At 54.7% G+C, this 19804-nt stretch carries 24 protein-coding genes; 16 read left to right on the top strand and 8 right to left on the bottom strand.

What is annotated here, in order from left to right; all coding sequences use genetic code 11:
* Positions 1–86 precede the first annotated feature (86 nt).
* The 5 genes from uraH to KGP17_RS24440 form a co-directional block, all read right to left on the bottom strand.
* Positions 87–497 carry a hydroxyisourate hydrolase gene (uraH, locus tag KGP17_RS24460; protein ID WP_037376255.1) on the bottom strand — a complete coding sequence of 137 codons (411 nt, stop codon included), beginning with the start codon at positions 495–497 and terminating at the stop codon, positions 87–89.
* A gap of 97 nt (positions 498–594) precedes the next feature.
* Positions 595–1323, bottom strand: coding sequence for a MerR family transcriptional regulator (locus KGP17_RS24455; RefSeq protein WP_021806984.1), 729 nt, complete (start codon positions 1321–1323; stop codon positions 595–597).
* Positions 1324–1425: 102 nt separating this feature from the next.
* On the bottom strand, positions 1426–2370 hold the full coding sequence (locus KGP17_RS24450) for a nucleoside hydrolase (RefSeq protein WP_179250585.1): 945 nt from the start codon (positions 2368–2370) through the stop codon (positions 1426–1428).
* Between the two features lie 129 nt (positions 2371–2499).
* Complete coding sequence (locus tag KGP17_RS24445) at positions 2500–3843, bottom strand: APC family permease (protein WP_021806982.1); 1344 nt, start codon at positions 3841–3843, stop codon at positions 2500–2502.
* Positions 3844–3853: 10 nt separating this feature from the next.
* The gene (locus KGP17_RS24440; protein WP_209529551.1) at positions 3854–4756 is read right to left on the bottom strand and encodes an acetamidase/formamidase family protein; all 903 of its coding nucleotides are present in this window, start codon (positions 4754–4756) and stop codon (positions 3854–3856) included.
* 13 nt (positions 4757–4769) lie between these two features.
* On the opposite strand from KGP17_RS24440, the gene KGP17_RS24435 reads away from it, so the two are divergent.
* A complete protein-coding gene (locus KGP17_RS24435) occupies positions 4770–5030 on the top strand; it encodes a hypothetical protein (protein WP_223498534.1) in 261 nt (86 codons plus the stop codon).
* Between the two features lie 135 nt (positions 5031–5165).
* On the opposite strand, the gene aaeR is transcribed toward KGP17_RS24435, so the two are convergent.
* Entirely contained in the window at positions 5166–6077 is a 912-nt protein-coding gene (gene aaeR / locus KGP17_RS24430) for an HTH-type transcriptional activator AaeR (protein ID WP_037376242.1), read from the bottom strand.
* 327 nt (positions 6078–6404) lie between these two features.
* Between aaeR and aaeX the strand changes: the two genes are divergently transcribed.
* The 5 genes from aaeX (at position 6405) to KGP17_RS24405 (ending at position 10487) form a co-directional block, all read left to right on the top strand.
* Positions 6405–6608 carry a p-hydroxybenzoic acid efflux pump operon protein AaeX gene (gene aaeX, locus KGP17_RS24425; RefSeq protein ID WP_021180732.1) on the top strand — a complete coding sequence of 68 codons (204 nt, stop codon included), beginning with the start codon at positions 6405–6407 and terminating at the stop codon, positions 6606–6608.
* A gap of 7 nt (positions 6609–6615) precedes the next feature.
* Positions 6616–7551, top strand: coding sequence for a p-hydroxybenzoic acid efflux pump subunit AaeA (gene aaeA, locus KGP17_RS24420; protein ID WP_021806979.1), 936 nt, complete (start codon positions 6616–6618; stop codon positions 7549–7551).
* Positions 7551–9527 carry a p-hydroxybenzoic acid efflux pump subunit AaeB gene (gene aaeB, locus KGP17_RS24415; protein WP_021806978.1) on the top strand — a complete coding sequence of 659 codons (1977 nt, stop codon included), beginning with the start codon at positions 7551–7553 and terminating at the stop codon, positions 9525–9527. Before aaeA ends, aaeB begins: the two co-directional genes overlap by 1 nt.
* Before the next feature lie 206 nt (positions 9528–9733).
* Positions 9734–10183 carry a ribonuclease gene (locus tag KGP17_RS24410; protein WP_179248540.1) on the top strand — a complete coding sequence of 150 codons (450 nt, stop codon included), beginning with the start codon at positions 9734–9736 and terminating at the stop codon, positions 10181–10183.
* 4 nt (positions 10184–10187) lie between these two features.
* Positions 10188–10487 carry a barstar family protein gene (locus tag KGP17_RS24405; RefSeq protein ID WP_021806976.1) on the top strand — a complete coding sequence of 100 codons (300 nt, stop codon included), beginning with the start codon at positions 10188–10190 and terminating at the stop codon, positions 10485–10487.
* Between the two features lie 33 nt (positions 10488–10520).
* On the opposite strand, the gene yjgA is transcribed toward KGP17_RS24405, so the two are convergent.
* On the bottom strand, positions 10521–11069 hold the full coding sequence (yjgA, locus tag KGP17_RS24400) for a ribosome biogenesis factor YjgA (protein ID WP_021180727.1): 549 nt from the start codon (positions 11067–11069) through the stop codon (positions 10521–10523).
* 201 nt (positions 11070–11270) lie between these two features.
* Between yjgA and pmbA the strand changes: the two genes are divergently transcribed.
* Both pmbA and cybC read left to right on the top strand, forming a co-directional pair.
* A complete protein-coding gene (gene pmbA, locus KGP17_RS24395) occupies positions 11271–12611 on the top strand; it encodes a metalloprotease PmbA (RefSeq protein WP_223498533.1) in 1341 nt (446 codons plus the stop codon).
* 280 nt (positions 12612–12891) lie between these two features.
* Complete coding sequence (gene cybC / locus KGP17_RS24390; protein WP_021806974.1) at positions 12892–13278, top strand: cytochrome b562; 387 nt, start codon at positions 12892–12894, stop codon at positions 13276–13278.
* 66 nt (positions 13279–13344) lie between these two features.
* Here cybC and rnk read toward each other — a convergent pair whose 3' ends face one another.
* Entirely contained in the window at positions 13345–13755 is a 411-nt protein-coding gene (gene rnk, locus KGP17_RS24385) for a nucleoside diphosphate kinase regulator (RefSeq protein ID WP_223498532.1), read from the bottom strand.
* Positions 13756–14221: 466 nt separating this feature from the next.
* On the opposite strand from rnk, the gene KGP17_RS24380 reads away from it, so the two are divergent.
* The 8 genes from KGP17_RS24380 to KGP17_RS24345 all read left to right on the top strand — a co-directional run bounded on the left by KGP17_RS24380 (position 14222) and on the right by KGP17_RS24345 (position 19781).
* Positions 14222–14524 carry a glycine dehydrogenase gene (locus KGP17_RS24380; RefSeq protein ID WP_370572534.1) on the top strand — a complete coding sequence of 101 codons (303 nt, stop codon included), beginning with the start codon at positions 14222–14224 and terminating at the stop codon, positions 14522–14524.
* A gap of 37 nt (positions 14525–14561) precedes the next feature.
* Positions 14562–14927, top strand: a complete 366-nt coding sequence (locus tag KGP17_RS24375; RefSeq protein ID WP_021180720.1) for a glycine-rich SFCGS family protein — start codon at positions 14562–14564, stop codon at positions 14925–14927.
* A complete protein-coding gene (locus KGP17_RS24370) occupies positions 14927–15223 on the top strand; it encodes a DUF4312 family protein (RefSeq protein WP_021180719.1) in 297 nt (98 codons plus the stop codon). The genes KGP17_RS24375 and KGP17_RS24370 overlap by 1 nt, the downstream gene beginning before the upstream one ends.
* Before the next feature lie 86 nt (positions 15224–15309).
* The gene (locus KGP17_RS24365) at positions 15310–16086 is read left to right on the top strand and encodes a DUF4311 domain-containing protein (RefSeq protein ID WP_021180718.1); all 777 of its coding nucleotides are present in this window, start codon (positions 15310–15312) and stop codon (positions 16084–16086) included.
* An 11-nt stretch (positions 16087–16097) separates the two neighbouring features.
* A complete protein-coding gene (locus tag KGP17_RS24360; protein ID WP_037376237.1) occupies positions 16098–16748 on the top strand; it encodes a DUF4310 family protein in 651 nt (216 codons plus the stop codon).
* A gap of 54 nt (positions 16749–16802) precedes the next feature.
* Positions 16803–17942 (top strand): amidohydrolase/deacetylase family metallohydrolase, encoded by a 1140-nt coding sequence (locus KGP17_RS24355; RefSeq protein WP_223498531.1) that lies wholly within the window; start codon positions 16803–16805, stop codon positions 17940–17942.
* Complete coding sequence (locus KGP17_RS24350; protein WP_024483728.1) at positions 17926–19044, top strand: DgaE family pyridoxal phosphate-dependent ammonia lyase; 1119 nt, start codon at positions 17926–17928, stop codon at positions 19042–19044. The genes KGP17_RS24355 and KGP17_RS24350 overlap by 17 nt, the downstream gene beginning before the upstream one ends.
* Positions 19041–19781 carry a KDGP aldolase family protein gene (locus tag KGP17_RS24345; RefSeq protein ID WP_209523893.1) on the top strand — a complete coding sequence of 247 codons (741 nt, stop codon included), beginning with the start codon at positions 19041–19043 and terminating at the stop codon, positions 19779–19781. Before KGP17_RS24350 ends, KGP17_RS24345 begins: the two co-directional genes overlap by 4 nt.
* The last annotated feature ends 23 nt before the right edge of the window (positions 19782–19804 follow it).

The raw sequence follows: 19804 nt of genomic DNA, 5'->3' as shown, positions 1-19804 counted from the left end.
AGGTGATAATTATTTTCTCATTCGCTTCAACGTATTAAGTTTGCCAGCTCATGCTGTTAACTGTGCAACATGAGCTGGCTTTATCTTCAACTTCCTCTGTAGGTAGAGTATCCATACTGGCTTAACAGCAGGGGGATGTGCAGTTTTTCATTGGTCTTGGTGACGGTGAACATCACCGGGATCTCCGGGAAGAACGACGTTTGCTGCTGTTGGTGGAAATAGTCACCGGTTTTGAAGGTCACTTTGTAAATTCCCGGCAGCATATCCTGGTCCTGTGGATATAGAGATTTGATACGCCCGTCTTCGTCCGTTTTACCGCTAGCCAGCGTGACCCAGCTGTTTTGCTGCTCTTTTTCAAGCGTGACGGTGACATTCGGCGAGGGGATCCCTGTCTGCTGGTTCAGAATATGGACGCTCAGCGTGCCAGCAGGGGCACTGAATGCGGCAGGAGCCATTGCCAGAGAGGTTAGCAGAATAAGACCGGTAGCTTTTTTCATCATGATTTCCTGTAGGGGTTAAACAAACAGGAAAAAGGTAGCATCCTGGTGAAAAATAAATATTCAACCTTTTGTGATAATTAACGCAAGCACAACGTCAAAGAGTAATGACCTCAAGAGACATCACCTGTTGTTGCCACAGTTCAATCTGTTGTTTGCGGGTGGGGGTGAGTTTACCTGTCATGACCAGCAGCCATTTTCGTTCAGGAAATAGCTCTGGAGCCAGACTGGCAGGCGGAACGGGAAGGACATCAATGTGCTGTCCTTGACCAGTACGCTTGAGGGCTTCCAGCCAGATTTCACACGGGTCTGACAGGTACCAGCCGGTGATCAGATAGTTATCCCCTGCCGCTTTTTTGTCCCTTTCGAGGCAAAATGAGGTATAGGAAATGATAATGCCATCCAGGATCTCGCGCAGGGTCATCATCGCCGGAATATTGGCAGAGAATTTACCGCGCAGCGGGCGCAGTAATTCCGTGACCAACTCCGGGCGAGGATATTCGCGGCCAGAAACGTAAATCTGCTGGCGCAGCGATTCAATTTTTCCCTCTTTGAGCAACTGCAGCATTTTTTCTTGCAGAGTAAGCCAGTTGTTTGTCGGACCTTCTGCCGGGCGCGCGAGCAGGGGTTTTACCTGGCTGATGGTTACCCCTTTTTTTACCCAGTCGAGAATTTTGAGCGCCTGCTGGACATCATCATCGCTGTACTGGCGATGTCCACCATCGGTGCGCATCGGTTTAAGCAGGCCGTAACGACGCTGCCAGGCGCGCAATGTGGTTGCGTTTATTCCGCAAAGCCGGGCAAATTCGCCGATAGAGTAAGCCATGAGAGACATCCGATAACAAAGAACACTTTCAATATACTACGCATAATGCCGGCTTGAATGAAGTGTCGGGCGTTTGCACGACACTTTACTCCCAACCGTGCCTCAAACCTCAACTTCACCAATTCTTTCCAACGCATCCACAATCAGATCCCAAAAGGCGGTTTCATCAAGCTTCACTGCCACCTGAGTATGGCAATCCGCCGGGGCCGGGAAGCGGAAGTCCGCGACCGTCATCCCCAGCGTCAGGGTACCGGTCAGCTCAATATCGATGGGCACCTTACGCACCGTCATCACGTTGGGGTTGATCACATAGGCGACCGCGCAGGGATCGTGTACCGGTGGCGAAGTGAAACCCTGCGCCTGCTTATACATATGGCCGAAGAACTCGAGCAGTTCGACGACAAATTTCGCAGGGCCGGTGCCAATAGCGGCGATGCGCGCGCTAACTTCTGGCGTGGCCAGCGCCTGATGCGTCAGATCCAGCCCAACCATGGTTAACGGCCAGGGTTCGTTGAACACGATATGCGCGGCTTCCGGATCGATTTTGATATTGAATTCAGCCACTGCGCTCCAGTTACCTACGTGGTAACCGCCGCCCATCAGCACCACTTCCTTCACGCGTGTGGCAATGCGGGGCTCTTTGCGCACCGCCATGGCGATGTTGGTCAGGCCAGCGGTGGGCACCAGCGTTACGGTGCCTGGTGGGTGCGCCATGATGGTGTTAATGATCAGGTCGACGGCGTGGATATCGGCCAATTGCAGAGTGGGTTCCGGTAAAACGGGACCATCGAGTCCCGATTCGCCGTGGATGTCGGGGGCGACTTCAATTTGCCGTACCAGCGGCCGCGAGCAGCCAGCGGCAAAGGGCACGCCGGTGATGTTGGCAATGCGCGCCACGGCCAGCGCATTGCGCGTGACCTTCTCCAGCGTCTGGTTACCGACGACGGTGGTGACGGCCAGCAGTTCAATATCTGGGTTGCCCCATGCCAGTAGCATCGCGATCGCATCGTCATGCCCAGGATCGCAGTCCAGTATGATTTTCTTCATGATTGTTCCTGATGCAGGTTTTTTGCGAGCATAACCTAGCGGCGGGTAGAGGGGTATGACCAGCGGGCCGTTTTGTTAACGTCATCAAAGGATTGGATAAATCTGCCCCAGCAGGGGCAGATTGCTGGCTTAGTCTTCCAGCTTCAGCACTGGCTCTCTCTTCAGCACTACGCGCAGCACAAAGTAATACACGATGCCGATCGCCAGCCAGCTAAGGCCGAGGATTTTGGCTTCGATATCCATCTCGTACAGTACAAAGGCGATGATCGACAGGCCGATCAGTGGGAACAGCAGGTGTTTTACCCAGGCCTTGGACTTCTGGCGGATGATGTAGTGGTTAATCACCGACAGGTGCAAGATCAAAAAGCCCATCAGCGCCCCGAAGTTGACCAACCGGCTCAGGTTGTCGATGCTGCCGTTGAAGTACAGCCCGGAACCGAGGGAGATCACCGCGACCAGCAGGGTGCTGACGTAAGGGGTTTTAAAGCGTGGATGTACCTTGGCCAGGATCTTCGGCAATTGGCGGTCTCGCCCCATGGCGAACAGAATGCGGGAGATGGCGGCCTGCGCGACTAACGCATTGGCAATCCCCCAGGAGAGCGCCGTCGCCCAGATGGTCGCCTGCTTTAACCAGGAACCGCCCGCCAGATTGGCGGTATCGTAGAACGCGGTATCCAGGTTAGTGAAGTTTTGGCCCGCAGCCAGATCGGCGGCAATCCAGGTTTGCAGAATAAACAGCGACCCTACCAACAACAGCGCATACAGCGAGGCTTTCCCCACGGCATCGGCCCCGCCTTTACTCTCTTCGGACAGCGTCGAAATACCGTCAAAGCCCAGGAATGACAGCACCGCGATAGATACCGCACCCATCACCAGCGGCAGGCTGAATTTCTCGGCGTTGTAGAGCGGGTTCAGCGTCAGGCCACCGGAACCTTCGCCGGAATACAGTGCCGTCAGGCCCATTACCACAAAGATGGTCAGGATCACGATCTCCGCCACCAGGATGTAGCGGTTGGCCTTGGCGGTGAACTGGATCCCCACCAGGTTGATCGCACTGTTGATCACGATAAAGGTCACGATCCACACCCAGGCGGGTACTTCTGGCAGGATCGGGCCGAGCGCCGCCGCGCTGACGATATACAGCAACGACGGCACCAGGATGTAATCGAGCAGGATCAGCCAACCGGCAAAGAAGCCGACGGTTTCATGGATGCCGCGCTGGGCATAGGCATAGACCGAGCCGGAAACCGGGAAAGCACGGGACATTGACCAGTAGCTCATGGCGGTGAAGAACATCGCCACCATGCCGATCAGATAGGCCAGCGCCACCATGCCCTGTGCGCCTTCCCACACGTAGCCAAACACGCCAAACGGCGCGATCGGCACCATAAAGATCATGCCGTAAATCACCAGATCTTTCAGGGTGAGGGTACGGTGCAGTTCCTGCTTATAACCAAATTGTTCTACAGACATGGCGCTATCCCTAATCCAACTGGAGGTTTAACTGCTCGGCAACGCTGCGTGGCAGCGCGAAACGGCAGGTTTTCAGCGGATCGACCACCTGACAGATTTGCAGATCGCCAGTGATGCTCAGCAGATTGATGGCGTCGGCCAGCGAGACCTGGCTATAGTCCGCCACGAAGTGTGCCATATTGCGGGTTGCCAATTCTGCCGCTTCGTCCAGCGTTTTGGCGGATGCCAGGGTATAGAGCGTATCAATGGTGCTCATCATCGGGGTGGGCAGCGCGCGGTTTTTGACTACGCTCAGGTTCACCACCACTTCGCCGGGAATTTCCAGCCCGCATACCGAGACTTCACCATCGCCCATTGCGGCATGCAGATCGCCGAGCGCAAACAGCGCACCGGGAACGTTAACCGGCAGCCACAGCGTGCAGCCTTCGGTGATGATTTTGCAGTCCATGTTGCCGCCGTGGGCATCTGGAGTGCCGCAGGGGATCGGATCTTCGGCTGGGGCTACGCCAATTACGCCGATCATTGGTTTTAACGGCCAACGCACGCCGCCAGGCAGCAGGGCGAAGCCGTCTTCCAGCGGCACGGTGCGGATCTGTGGCTGTTGCAGCTCATCGCCAATGACGCCCAGGCCTGGAGCGGTGACCATGACTGCCTGATGGCTGGTTGGGGTAATACGTTTAATCTCTACCCGTAACACATCGCCGGGGTTCGCATCCTGCACGTAAACCGGCCCGGTAGCCGGGTTGATGCGGCTCCAGTCCAGTTCGGTGAAGGTGGCCTGTTCAGAGGCGATTTGATCTTCGAAGCAGTCACAGGTTTCAAAACAAACGTCGCTGCCGCTGGCAACGGTGGCCACAGGGGCGTTATCGCGCGACATGGCATATACCACGTGCGTACGTGAGATCTTTTCCATGGTGATTCCTATAATGAATAATGAAGCCTGGTTTTTATTATTTATGGCGATAATGATAATTGGGCGCACCTGCGCCAATTCATCAATAAATCACACCCGCAGGGGCGTAAGCAAGCACGCGAAAGCGGTAGCAGAATGGGCATTTTGGTTAGATTGGCAGGATATGCTTCAAACAATTATCGCGGTGGTTTATTACCCGCAACTATGGCGGAAGTTTCCGCATAACCGATCGGTAAAGCCGAGTGAATACAGCAGAGTTCTCAGTAGAGAATGAGAATCAAATGAAGGGTAATACTTTCGATAATTAGCATTAATAAAATGAGTGACCGCTTTTATAGCAGTAAACGCTATATATCAGCTAGAGCAAACTTATTACCCTGGAGTAAACTCCAGGGATAAGGGGAAGCCATCAGCGATAGCCCTGATACACTTCTGCCACGCGTTTAAAGTATTCCGTCAGGTAATTAATACACACCTGCACCTTGAGCGGCAGCTTGTCCTTCTCGGTGTACAGGGCGTAAACCGGGCGGGGTTCTGAATGGTAGCGCTTGAACAGGATCTCAATCTCGCCGCGTTTAATCTCTTCGATGACCCACATCAGTGGCGCATAGGCAATCCCGGCCCCGGCCTTGAGCCAACGGATCATGGTTTGTGAATCGTTGGTCACGAAGCGCCCCTGCGGGGAAATACGCGTGCTGATGCCTTCGGGAGCCATCAATTCAAACTCACTGTCGGGCCGTACGCTGTATTCCAACCAGGAAAAATTCACCATATCCGACGGTTTTTGCGGTGTTCCATGTTGAGTCAGGTAGCTCTTGGCGGCGCAGACCACCATCGGCATCGAACCCAGGCGTTTGGAAAACAGGCTGGAATCTTGCAGTTCGCCGGTGCGGATCACCACGTCCAAGCCATCGGCAATCAGATCCGGGGCTGGAATGCCGGTGACCAGATTAACCGTCAAACCAGGATACTCTTGCAGCATATCGGCGGTCATGGTCGCCAGGACGTTTTGCGCCATGGTGGAGGAACTGCCGATGCGCAGCGTGCCTATGGGCGTATTGTTCAGTGCATAAAGCTGCTCATGAACCTCGGCGGCTTCCTGCAACATGCGGCGGCAGCCTTGATAGTAGATTTTACCCGCTTCGGTCAGGCCGATACTGCGCGTGCTGCGGTTAAGCAGCTTCACCTGTAGATCATTTTCCAGTTTGGACACTGTCTGGCTGATGGATGAAACGCTCATGTCGAGCTGGCGTGCTGCCGCGGTAAATGACCCACATTCAACGACTTTGGCAAACACGGACATCCGTTTTAGTCTTTCCATTGTTCACTCTGGCTTAAAAGTGATTTAGATCACAGATTATAGATGAGTTGATAGTAAGCAGGCTAATATAACGCGTCGGGTGTAAAGATCTTCTGAACGCTTGAGCGTGGTCAGCTATGCCGCGGTTTACTGCCGTGGCCGCACGATCCCTCCGGTTATCCATACATTCCCTCTCGCGGAAGCCTGCTGTTAGCTTAACCCTTTTTCAGGTTTATGGCCTGGTCAACTACCAGATCATAACGTTTGGCGTCCGTGCGCTAGAATGTAAATGGAATGTGAAATCAGCAGGGAAAACCCCCGGTGTAGTAAACAATTAAGGATAAAGTGATGAGTTTGCTTCCGGTTATGGTCATTTTTGGACTGTCGTTCCCACCGGTATTTTTTGAGCTGTTAGCGTCGTTGGCCCTGTTCTTCGTCATACGCCGCCTGCTGCAGCCGACCGGGATTTACGATTTTGTCTGGCATCCGGCGTTGTTCAATACCGCGCTGTATTGCTGTTTGTTTTATCTGATTTCGTGTCTTTTCGTTTGAGGCTGCTGTGAAAACTCTGTCATTAAAAATACTCCGCATTGCCATCACCTTGCTGCTGGTTCTGTTGGCGGCCATCGCCGTGTTCAAGGCGTGGGCGTTTTACACCGAATCGCCTTGGACGCGTGATGCCAAATTCACCGCCGACGTGGTGGCGATTGCTCCAGATGTCAGCGGTTTGCTGACCGACGTGCCGATCACCGACAACCAGTTGGTGAAACAGGGCCAGATCCTGATGGTGATCGACCAGCCACGTTACCAACAGGCACTGGCCGAAGCCAACGCCGATGTGGCCTATTATCAGACGCTGGCGGCCGAGAAGAAGCGTGAAGCGGGCCGCCGTGTGCGCTTGGGGATCCAGGCGATGTCACAAGAAGAGATCGACCAATCCAATAACGTGCTGCAAACCGTGCAGCATCAGTTGGCCAAGGCGATCGCCGTGCGCGATCTGGCGCAGTTGGATCTGGAACGGACCACGGTGCGTGCGCCAGCAGACGGTTGGGTCACCAACCTGAACGTCCACGCAGGGGAATTTATCACCCGTGGTTCTACAGCGGTGGCGCTGGTGAAGAAAAACAGTTTCTATGTCATCGCCTATCTGGAAGAAACCAAGCTTGAAGGGTTGAGCAAAGGCGATCGTGCCGAGATCACCCCGCTGGGCAGCAACCGCATTATGCACGGCACCGTCGATAGCCTGGCCGCGGCGGTGAATAACAGCAGCAGTACCCCAAACAGCAAGGGGCTGGCGTCGATCGACAGCAATCTGGAGTGGGTGCGTCTGGCACAGCGCGTGCCGGTGAAAATCATTCTCGATGAGAAAGATCAGCAACACTCTTACCCGGCGGGTACCACCGCGACCGTGGTCATAACCGGCAAGAACGATCGCAGCATCGACAGCGGCTCGCCGTTTATCCGGCTGATGCATCGGTTGCGTGAGTTCGGCTAATGAACAGCCCAACCTTTCTGCGGCTGCGGTTTGCCTGCAAGCTCAGCTTTGCGATCGTCTTCGCCCTGTTTGTCGGTTTTCACCTCAATCTGGAAACCCCGCGCTGGTCGGTGCTGACAGCGGCCATTGTGGCTGCCGGCCCGGCCTTTGCCGCTGGGGGTGAACCTTTCTCTGGCGCGATCCGCTATCGTGGCTGGCTGCGTATTATCGGCACCTTTATCGGCTGCTTTGTCGGCTTGCTGATTATCGTTACCTGTGCGCGTGCGCCGGTGGTGATGCTGATGCTTTGCTGCGTCTGGCTGGGGGTCTGTACCTGGATCTCCTCGCTGGTGAAGGTCGAAAACTCCTATGCCTGGGGGCTGGCGGGCTACACGGCGCTGATTATCATCGTCACCTCCGCAGCCACTACAAACACCACAACCTCACTGTTGGACGCGCCACAGTTCGCCGTAGAGCGCTGTAGCGAGATCGTGCTCGGTATTCTCAGTGCGGTCCTGGCCGACCTGCTGTTTTCCCCGCGTTCGATCAAACAGGATATCGATCGTGCGGTGGATCAACTGCTGGTGGGGCAGTACAAGCTGATGCAAATGTGTATCAGCGATGCCGGCAAGGAAGATATCGACCGCGCCTGGAGCGATCTGGTTAAAAGCACCACCGCCATCAACGGGATGCGCAGCAACCTGATGTTGGAATCATCGCGTTGGCAGCGGGTTAACAGCCGCTTGCATGCGTTACATACGCTTTCGCTGACGTTGATTACCCAGGCCTGTGAAACCTACCTGATTTTGCTCAATCACCCGGATGCGGTGAAGGAAAATATCCGCGAGCTGCTGATGGTTCCAGCGGAAACCGCGCAGGAAGTGCATAAACGCCTGAAGCTGGTGCGCCAGGTGCTGGCAACCAACCGTAGCGATGAACATCTGCAAACGGTCACCGGCTGGGTGGGCGCAGCGACGCGCTATTTGCTGGTGGCAAAAGGCGTGCATACCAACAGCGGCATCAACGCGGTAGAAAACGAGATACTGGCCGGGGAAGTGGTGGTGAAGAGGCCGTCGGCGGAAGGCCACCATGCCATGATCAACGGGCTGCGAGCCTGGGCGGCGACCTCAATAGGCTGCCTGTTCTGGCTGTGGACCGGCTGGACGTCCGGCAGCGGCTGTATGGTGATGATCGCCGTCGTGACCGCATTGGCGATGCGTACGCCAAATCCAAAAATGATGGCGCTCGACTTCCTGCTGGGCGTGCTGGTGGCGTTGCCGCTCGGTGCGCTGTTTTATATGTTTATTCTGCCGGAAACCCAGCAAAGCATGTTCTTGTTGTGTCTGAGCCTGGGCATCATGTCCTTTGTCATAGGGATCGAAGTGCAGAAACGCCGTTTGGGATCGCTAGGCACCCTGGCGAGTACTATTAACATCATCGTGTTAAGCAATCCGATGAGTTTCCATGTCTCCTCGTTTATCGACAGCGCCATCGGCCAGATTATCGGCTGCTTTGTGGCGATGATCGTGCTGTTCCTGATCCGTGATACCTCACGTGAGCGCACCGGCCGCACGTTGATGAATCAGTTGGTCAGCAGCGCCGTTTCGGCGTTGACCACCAAGGCGGCGCGCCGTAAGGAAAACCATCTGCCTGCGCTCTATCAGCGCCTGAACCAGCTGCTGATGATGTTCCCGAACGACATTGCCAAATACCGGCTGGCGCTCAACCTGATTATTGCCCACCAGCGGATGCAGATGACCGAGATCCCGGAGCGGGAAGAGCTTTCGGTGTTCCACAAGCAGATCCGCAGCACCGCCGACCACGTGGTCACCGCCAAGAACGATGTGAAGCGGGCTTACTACTACGATCGGTTACTCAAAGAGATGAATGAATATCAACAAAAGCTGGTGGATAACCTCGCTCCGCTTAGCGTCACCGGGCCGGTAAAACGCCTGGCCGATATGCTGCATCGCTACCGTCACGCGCTGATTGATTGATATTTTCACTTTCCCGTCAAAGGCTATACTGCATGGTTTACGTCCCCCGACTACGGGGGCTAAAATGCATGCAGGAAGGCCTCACAAACCATAATAATTCCGTATCAATTGCGGTTTTTGCTCGAGCGTCAGGCCTTTTGGATGCGAAATGGTTACATCTTGGTCATCTTTGATTCATTAATTTTTGCTATATATGCAGGGACAGTATGAATAAACGTACGCTTATTGCGATGCTGATTGCTTTGCTGGTGGCGGGGTTTAGTGCGCTGCAGGGGGATGGCGATCGGGCTCTGACCAATGATTCGACCCCGGTGGCAGAGAGCATTGAACAACTGACGCAGCAGCAGCGAGTGGTCAGCTATGTGCAACAGCACCAGCGTCTGCCTGATTACTACATCACCAAAAAGCAGGCTCGTGAGCAGGGTTGGGATGCGCGTGACGGTAATCTGTGCAAAGTATTGCCGGGCAAGGCCATTGGCGGCGACCGTTTTTCCAACCGTGAAGGGCAATTACCGACCGCCAACAACCGGGTATGGCGCGAAGCGGATATCAACTACCAATGCGGCCGACGCGGTGCCGATCGGCTGTTGTATTCCAGTGACGGTCTGATTTATGTCACACGCGACCATTATAAGAACTTCATGCGGATGGAGTGAGCCGATGGGGAAAATAGAGTTCGATTTTAACCAGATAGCGGACTTGCCAGCGTTCTATCGCCACTTTGCCGAGCGGTTTGCACTGGGTGAAGGATTTGGCGCCAACCTGGACGCGCTGTGGGACGTGGTGACCGGCGACATCAGCCTGCCGGTCGAGATTGAATTTCTCAATCTCAACGCCCGCAGCAAACGCCGCTTTGGTGCCATTATTCTGTTGTTTGAAGAAGCGGAGGAAGAGCTGGAGGGCAACCTGCGGTTCAATATTCGTGAAACGAGCAGCGCAGCGACGCATCAGCGGGGATGAACGGGGTCCATCCCGCAGCGATGCCGCTGACGATCACTGTTGTGCCTCTGCCAGCTCTCGCAAGTACTGGAAGATTTGGCGGAATGATTTTGGCGGCTTGTTAGCGGCCTGCTCTTTCTGCGCATTACGTATCAGGGCACGCAACTGTTGGCGATCGGCTTGTGGATACAGATCCAGCACGGACGGGATCGCGTCATCACCTTCTGCTACCAGGCGATCGCGCAGCGCTTCCAGCTTGTGGAACAGTGAAACCTGTTGGTTATGGCGGTTCTTCAACTTGTCGAGCGCGGTCTGGATCGGTTCGACATCGCGAGCACGCAGCATTTTGCCGATCAATTGGATCTGGCGGCGGCGGCCTTCTTTCTTGATCTTTTGCGCCAGTTCGATGGCGGCACGCAGATCTTCATCCAGCGGGATGCGTTCCAAGGCGTTTTTACCCAGTTCAACCAGTTCGGTTCCCAGGTCTTTCAGCGCTTCGGCATCACGTTTAATTTCACTTTTACTGACCCAGATAATCTCGTCATCGTCCTCGTTTTCGTTCTCCGGGACTTCGTCGAGCCAGTCTTCAGGCTGTTTGTTCATGGTAGGCTCCGTTAAAAAGAGGCTAATCCTAACAGGTTGCCGGCTTTATGCGAAATTCCACGCGGTTCCTGTTAGACTCAAAAGTACATCGGGCTGTGGCCAGCGGGCGCAGCCTGAAATTATTTTGGCGCGTTATTGCGCGCAAAACCATGCCGACACGGCACTTTTCTCAACGATTTTCTGATTAACTATGGCCGATTGATGAAAGTAGTCACCCAAGTTGCAGAGCAGCGCAAAGCGCTGGAAAACGCCGTTTCACAGGCGCTGGAGCTGGCACGCGCCGGTTCCGATGCGGCAGAAGTTGCCGTGAGCAAAACCACCGGTATCAGCGTCAGCACCCGCTTCGGTAAAGTGGAGAACGTCGAATTCAACAGCGACGGCGCGTTAGGTATTACCGTCTATTATCAAAACCGCAAAGGCAGTGCCTCTTCCACCGATCTTAATCCAGATGCCATTGCCCGTACCGTTCAGGCGGCGCTGGATATTGCTCGTTACACTTCACCAGATCCCCATGCTGGCCCGGCGGAAAAAGATCTGCTGGCGTTTGACGCGCCGGATCTGGACCTGTTCCACCCCACCGAGCTGGATGCCGAACGTGGTATCGAGCTGGCAGCCCGTGCCGAACAGGCTTCGCTGGCGGCCGACAAGCGGATTACCAATACCGAAGGCGGCAGCTTCAACAGCCATTACGGTATCAAGGTCTTCGGCAACAGCCACGGCATGCTGCAAAGCTATTGCTCCAGTCGTCACTCGCTCTCCAGCTGTGTGATCGCCGAACATGATGGCGATATGGAGCGGGATTATGCCTACACCATTGGTCGGGCTATGGGCGATATGGCCAGCCCTGAGTGGGTTGGCCAGGAATGCGCCCGCCGCACGCTGGCGCGTCTTTCCCCACGCAAGCTGTCAACCATGAAAGCGCCGGTGCTGTTCGCCTCAGAAGTGGCTACCGGTCTGTTTGGCCACCTGGTTGGGGCTATCAGCGGCAGCAGCGTTTATCGCAAATCCACCTTCCTGCTGGATTCGTTGGGTAAACAGATCCTGCCGGAGTGGATGACCATTGAAGAACATCCGCACTTGTTGAAAGGGCTGGCCTCTACGCCGTTCGACAGTGAAGGCGTACGCACCCAGCGCCGCGACATCGTCAAAGACGGCGTGCTGGAAACCTGGCTGCTGACCAGCTACGCCGCGCGTAAATTGGGGCTGCATAGTACCGGTCATGCGGGCGGGATCCATAACTGGCGCATTGCCGGTCAGGGCGATGACTTTGCGGGCATGCTCAAACAGTTGGGCACCGGTCTGGTGGTCACTGAGCTGATGGGGCAGGGCGTCAGCGGGATTACCGGCGATTACTCACGCGGAGCTTCTGGCTTCTGGGTTGAAAACGGTGAGATCCAGTATCCGGTCAGCGAGATCACCATTGCCGGCAATCTGAAAGATATGCTGCGCAATATCGTCAGCATCGGCAGCGATATTGAGCTGCGCAGCAATATCCAGTGCGGTTCCGTGCTGCTGCCGGAAATGAAGATCGCAGGGCAGTAATCCCCCCTCACCCCAACCCTCTCCCACAGGGAGAGGGAGCTGTCCAGAGTATGTGGTTGGTCCTTACTGCTTCGGAAAGTCGGGAGTAAGAACAAAGAAAGCAAGGTATTACGCAGAGCAATCAATGAACTCGATCGGTCCTCTTTCCTTGTGGGAGAGGGCTGAGACGCTCCTCCCCACTTCTCCGCTTCAACCTTCCTTACAAATATCAGGTATCGGTTTTACCGTTCCATGCCTATGTTTATAACGGGTTAACTAAAACAATAACGGGAAGGTGAGCATGAAGAAGACATTGAAAGTGTTGGCAGCACTGACGCTGCTGGGAGCCAGTTCATGGGTGATGGCAGCCGAACTGGCTGATGACATGGATACCCTGGCCGCCAATTACAAAATTGTATTGAAAACCGACTCCACCGATACCTTCAAGCAGAGCCTGCAGAATATGCGTGCTGCGGCTACGGATGCCCAGAAAGGCACACCGCCGAAGTTGGAAAACAAAGCGCCAGACAGCCCGGAGATGAAGGAGTTTCGTCAAGGGCTGGCGACGCTGATCGGGCAGATCGATCAGTCAATGGCGCTGGCGAATCAGGGCAAACTGGAGGACGCGCGCAAAGTGGCGGAGGGCTTCAAGCAAACCCGCGATGCCAATCACAAGAAATTCCGTTAAGCGTACTGCGGCAATCAACGTAGCGTTGACAAAAAGGGCGGCTGAATGGCCGCCCGGAAACCTGACTTAGCGGTGATACTCGCCCGCAGCCTCAGGTTGATACAGCAATTCCAACACTTCAATGCGGGCTTCTTCGCCGTTTGGCAATTGCCAATTGATCTGTTTACCCACGTGCATTCCCAGCAGTGCTGCACCCAGAGGTGCCATCACCGACAGCTGTTCAGCGCTGTCTTTGAGAGAGGCGGGGTAAACCAGCGTGCGCACATGTTCTTCTGAAGTATGCAGATCGCGAAAACGTACGCGGCTGTTCATGGTGACGACGTGTGCAGGGATCTGCGATGGCGGCACAATGTCAGCGCGATCCAGTTCAGCGTTCAGCGCGGCGGCGACGTCAGTATTGGCAAAGGCTGGCTGTGCCAGTAGCGCATCCAGGCGTTCCGCATCCAGCTCATTAATGGTAATGGTTGGTTTGGTCATTCCACTCTCCAGTCCAATCAAAGGGCGCCCTTTCTGCGCCATAAATTCGGAAAACAACACAAAAGCAACACCCCCGCACCTTTGGGCGCGGGGGTGTGAAAAATGTCGGTTTGTCCTACTGATAGTAGGCTGTTAGGGCCGGAAAAGAAAGAGATCTCGATCACGAAGTTTTTTGCGCCGCGCTGCCAACTGGCAACTCTGCATTGCAAACTCTTTTTGCAATCTCATTTACTTAGCGTAAAAACCCCCGATTTTGCGAAATGGATCCCTTGGCGTCACTTAATTTCCAGTTCGAACTGGAAAAAAACGCGCTACACAAGCAATGCCCCAAGGGTTAGGGTAAAGACATTAAAGAAAGCGGGTAAAGGTAAAGCGCTTTACCGTTAACGGATAAATAGCTGGATCCAGAGGTGACTGCAAAGTGAATGACGGAACTGCTTCGGTAAGTAACAGGGAACAGACTGACATCAGTGAGGCCGCAGCGATTACCACTCAATTGTTGGCCGATATTACCGCCATGTTGGGTGAAGAGAATATTTACACCAATGCGGTGCAACAACAAATGTTGGAATCCCATATCCGCGCGATGGTGTTGCGCTCAATAACAGGTGAGCCCTTGCCGGAAGTTGATAAATCACTGTTTGATGAAATTTCTGCCGGATCGATGCAACTGGCAGAGCGAGTGGTAAATAAGTTTGCCACGTTACCGATTGAAGAGGCGTATCTGCTTTCGGTTCATTTTGAAGTGGCTAAAGATAACGACCAATAACGTTTAATTGATTAAAATTATTCAGGAGAAAAACCCCATGGGACAAATTACCGTAGTGATCGGCGATCGGCTGGGTAAAGGCCAGAAAGTGGGCCAAGGCGTTGAAAATGCAGGTGCCAAGGTGATTGTGATCCCTGGCATGGCTGCGGATATGAAGCTGGGTGACGTGATGAAAGCAGAGAATGCGCAACTGGGCATTTCCTTCTGCGGCAGCGGTGGCGCTGGAGCGATCACCGCACAAACCAAATATGGTTATAAATCCAGATATGGTATGCGTTCTATCGAAGAAGGCGTGACGGCAATTAACGAAGGCTGCAATGTATTAGGCTTTGGCTTTATGGATAAAGAAGAATTAGGCCAGCGGCTAGTGGAAGCTTATGTCAAAAAATACGGCAATCCGTAATGAAAGAAACTTATACTACCTCGGTTAACGTGGAGGGCAAAGGCGATAGTAAAGCTAAAGCCTTTGCCGGTGCATTAGCCAATGTACAGGGCGTGATTTTAAAATCCACCAATAATGTTCTGCTGCGTATCGAACCGCAGGATGTCAAAATAGTAAAGGCGGAAGAGAGAACCACCAAAGAAAAATTTCTTTTCTTCTTCCTGGCGCGTGAAAGAAAAAGCTATGCCGTTTCATTAGAAATAACCGTGAACGTGACGATCATCAATACCGAAAAGGTGGTCTTCACCCAGAAATAAAAACGTTATATCCGTCGTGTTTCAAGCTGTAGCCGCTATGGCTGCGTCTTGGGATCCACTGGGCATGACATAAGAAGGATATTCTGATGTTTTTAATCATCTTATTTAAGTCGATTATTATCGGCGGGCTGGTTGGCGTCGGTGTAGGGGCCGGTGCTGCACGTATGTTCCACGCACCGACGACGCAGGGTATGGGAGCGTTCCGTACCTTGGGTGAGCTGAACTCCTGCGAAGGCGATCCGGCTTCTCATTTCTCATTTGGTCTGGGCTTCTTCTTCAACGCCTGGGCGTCTTCAGTGGCGGCGGGTGCCTTCACGCAGGACGTTGACCATCGCATCATTCCTAACTGGGGCGCAGCAGCCCTGATGATCAAAAACCGCAACGTCGCGGAAACCATGCACGATCCAAAAAAGATGGCCATCGCTTGCGGCATCATCGGCATTTTGGTCGTGGCCTTCCTTAACACCACCGCTTCGGCAGTGCCAGCAGCCTTGCAGGTCACGGCCATCAAAGTGTTGGTTCCAGCGGCCAACCTGCTGGTGAACACCGTCATGCCGGTGATCTTCTGGCTGGCGGCGATCGAAGCGGGCAAACGTTCTGGCTTCTGGGGCACCATCTTCGGTGGTCTGGCACAGCTGATCATGGGTAACGCCGTACCGGGTCTGGTGCTGGGTATCCTGATTGGCAAGGGCGTTGAAGAAAGCGGCTGGAATAAAGTCACCAAGATCATGATGGTGGCGATTGTGCTGCTGTTCGTGCTGAGCGGCTTCTTCCGCGGCTTTGATATGAAAGTTCTCGAATCCTTCAGCCTGGGCGTGCCTGGCTGGCTGGATGCCATTCATAACACCCTGAGCGGAAAATAAGGAGCTGAATGATGGAAGCACAAGCAGACAAAGGCTTCTGGTATGCCGACTGGTCGTTCCCGATTTTTGTTGGCCTGCTCTCGTCCGGCGTGTTTGCCGGGACACACATGTATTACCTGTATGGCATAGGCGCGTTTAACGAAGTGGCCTTCGTTTCCATGCTGCGTGCCGGGATGGACACCGGAGTTTACGGTGCGGTGGCGGCGTTCGGTGCCAGCTTCCTGTTTGCCCGCATTATCGAAGGTTCTCTGGTGGGGATCCTGGATATTGGCGGGGCGATCCAGACCGGGGTTGGCCTGGGTGTTCCTGCACTGTTACTGGGCGCGGGGATTGTTTTCCCGGTAGCCAACTTTGCCGCCTCGCTGGTTACTGGCCTGGTCATTGGCCTGGCGATTGGTTACCTGATTATCCTGGCGCGTAAATTTACCATCAGCCAGAGCGACTCCACCTACGGGGCGGACGTGATGATGGGGGCAGGTAACTCTTCCGGGCGTTTCCTTGGGCCGTTGATCATCCTGTCTGCCATGGCCGCTTCGATCCCGATCGGCCTGGGTTCCCTGCTGGGTGCGCTGCTGTTCTACATCTGGGGCAAGCCGATCACCGGCGGCGCGATCCTGGGGGCCATGATCTTGGGGGCATTCTTCCCGGTAGCCATTTCTTAATCAAGTCCCAAGCCCTGGGTCAACCGCCCAGGGTTTGGCAAGGAGTAGCGAAGTATGTATGACCTAATCATCCGGCGCGCCAGGCTGGTGGACGACACCCTGGCCGATGTGGCTATTGAGGCGGGCAAGATTGCCGTCGTCGGGCAGTTGGCGGCTGATGCCCGTGCCGACAAACAACTGGATCTGGCGGGGAACTACCGCCTGAGCGCTGGCTGGATCGACTCTCACGTACACTGTTATCCCTCTTCACCGATTTATCATGACGACCCGGACCTGGTGGGCGTGAGCAGCGGCGTCACCTCGGTGGTGGATGCTGGCAGCACCGGCACTGACGATATCGATGAATTCTATGCCCTGACGCGCAGCGCCAAAACCAACGTCTTTGCCTTCCTCAATATCTCGCGTATCGGTCTGCTAAGGCAGAATGAACTGGCTGATATGGCGGATATCAATAAGCAGCAGGTCAAACAGGCCATCGACGGCAAGCCGGGGTTTGTCATTGGTATCAAGGCGCGCATGAGCAGCAGCGTCGTGGGCCAGAACGGCACCAAACCGTTGGTGTTGGCCAAAGAGATCCAGCAGGAAAACCAGCAACTGCCGCTGATGGTACACATCGGCAATAACCCGCCGGATCTGGACGAGATCGCCGATCTGCTGACCCAGGGCGACATCATCACTCACTGCTACAACGGTAAACCGAACCGCATTCTGACCCCGTCAGGTACGCTGCGCGAGTCGATCCAACGTGCGTTAAAACGTGGCGTGTTACTTGATGTAGGCCACGGTTCGGCCAGCTTCAGCTTTGAGGTTGCCCGTCAGGCCATCGCGCTGGGGATCTTCCCACACACCATCAGTTCCGATATCTACTGTCGCAACCGTCTGGCTGGCCCAGTGCACAGCCTGGCGACGGTGATGTCCAAATTCTTTACCGTTGGGCTTTCTCTGGCGCAGGTCATTGGCTGCGTAACGGAAAATGCCGCTGCGGCATTGCGCCTGACCACCAAGGGGCAGCTGAAACCCGGCTTTGATGCCGACCTGACCATTTTTGATCTCCGCCAGGGGCCGCAGGTGTTTGCCGACGCCGAAGGGGAGTCCGTGAATGGCGAACAACTGTTGGTGCCGCTGGCCGCCGTGGTGGCCGGGGAAATCCTATTAACCGAACAAGGGAAAGCCGCTCATGTCTTCAGTCTATGAAAAATATAACTTAAAGCAGGTGATCAATACTTCCGGCCGCATGACCATTCTCGGCGTTTCTACGCCACGCCAGGAGGTGATTGACGCCGTGGATTATGGCCTGAATCATTACTTTGAAATCAAGGATCTGGTCAACAAGACCGGCGCCTATATTGCTGGCCTGCTGAATGTGGAAGACGCGGTGATTGTTTCCTGCGCTTCTGCCGGTATTGCCCAGTCGGTGGCGGCGGTGATCGTCAAGGACAACGCCAACCTGTTGGTCAACCTGCATTCCGCTACGGTGAACGAGCCGCGTGAGATCGTGTTGCCGCGTGGCCATAACGTCAACTTTGGTGCGCCGGTGGATACCATGGTCGCCCTTGGCGGCGGTAAGGTGGTGGAAGCAGGTTATGCCAACGAATGTTCCCCTGAACAGATTGAAGCCTGCATCACCCCGCAGACCGCGGCCATCCTGTACGTCAAGTCTCACCACTGCGTGCAGAAAAGCATTCTCTCCGTCGAACAGGCTGCCGTGGTGGCACGTAAGCATAACCTGCCGCTGATCGTCGATGCCGCTGCCGAAGAAGATCTGATGTGTTACTACCAGATGGGGGCCGATCTGGTGATCTACAGCGGTGCCAAGGCTATTGAAGGGCCAACCAGCGGGCTGGTGATCGGCAAGAAGCAATACGTAGAGTGGGTGAAGCAGCAGTCAGGCGGTATTGGCCGGGCGATGAAGGTGGGTAAAGAGGGCATCCTCGGCCTGACGCAGGCGATTGAAAGCTACCTGACGTCGGAGAAAACCACCGGTGCGCAAATGGTAGAGCGCATGACGCCGTTTATCAGCCAACTGAATACCCTGAATGGCATCAGTGCCAAAACCGTCTGGGACAGCGCAGGGCGCGATATTGCCCGCGTTGAAATCACCTTTGATGAAGCGGTGTTGGGGATGTCGACTGTGGAAATCGTCCAGCGGCTGAAAACCGGTGATATCGCCATCTATTTCCGTGGCTACAAGGCCAACGAAGGCAAGATTGAGGTGGATGTCCGCAGCGTGAACGAGCAGCAGCTGATGACCGTCTTTACCTGTATTAAAAATTTGTTTACGGAGAACCAAGCATGAAGCTGAAGCCTAATTACTATAAAGACCGCGTTTGCCTTAACGTGCTGGCTGGCTCAAAAGCCAACGCGCAGGACATCTATAATGCGGCGCAGGGGCACGTGCTGGTGGGCGTTCTTTCCAAAAACTATCCAGACGTTGAGAGTGCCGTGGCGGATATGTCGCATTATGCACGCCTGATCGAGAACGCGCTTTCCGTGGGCCTGGGAGCTGGCGATCCCAAGCAGTCGAATATGGTCAGCCTGATCGCCGAGCATGTCCAACCCCAGCATGTGAACCAGGTATTCACCGGCGTCGGTGCCAGCCGTGCATTGCTGAAGCAAAACCAAACCGTGGTGAACGGCCTGGTCTCCCCAACCGGTCGCGTGGGCTGGGTGAAGATTTCCACCGGGCCACTGAGTGCTCAGGCAGCGGATGGCATAGTGCCGGTAGAGACCGCGATTGCGTTGTTGAAAGACATGGGCGGCAGCTCGATTAAGTATTTCCCGATGGGCGGCCTGAAGCATCAGGACGAATATGAGTACGTGGCGAAAGCCTGTGCCGAGCATGACTTTATGCTGGAGCCGACCGGGGGTATCGATCTGGAAAACTTCGAACCGATCCTGGAGATTGCGTTGAAAGCCGGTGTGAAGCAGGTGATCCCGCATATCTACAGTTCCATTATTGATTCCACCAGTGGTGATACTCGCCCGCAAGATGTCAAAACGCTGCTGGAGATCACCAAGCGGCTGGTGGGGTAAATCCGCGGCCCCTCACCCCAACC

The organism is Serratia sp. JSRIV001 (assembly GCF_019968745.1).
GTDB lineage: Bacteria > Pseudomonadota > Gammaproteobacteria > Enterobacterales > Enterobacteriaceae > Chania > Chania fonticola_B.
Note: the sequence above shows the minus strand (reverse complement) of the source record. Positions and strands in the feature narration are given on the sequence as shown.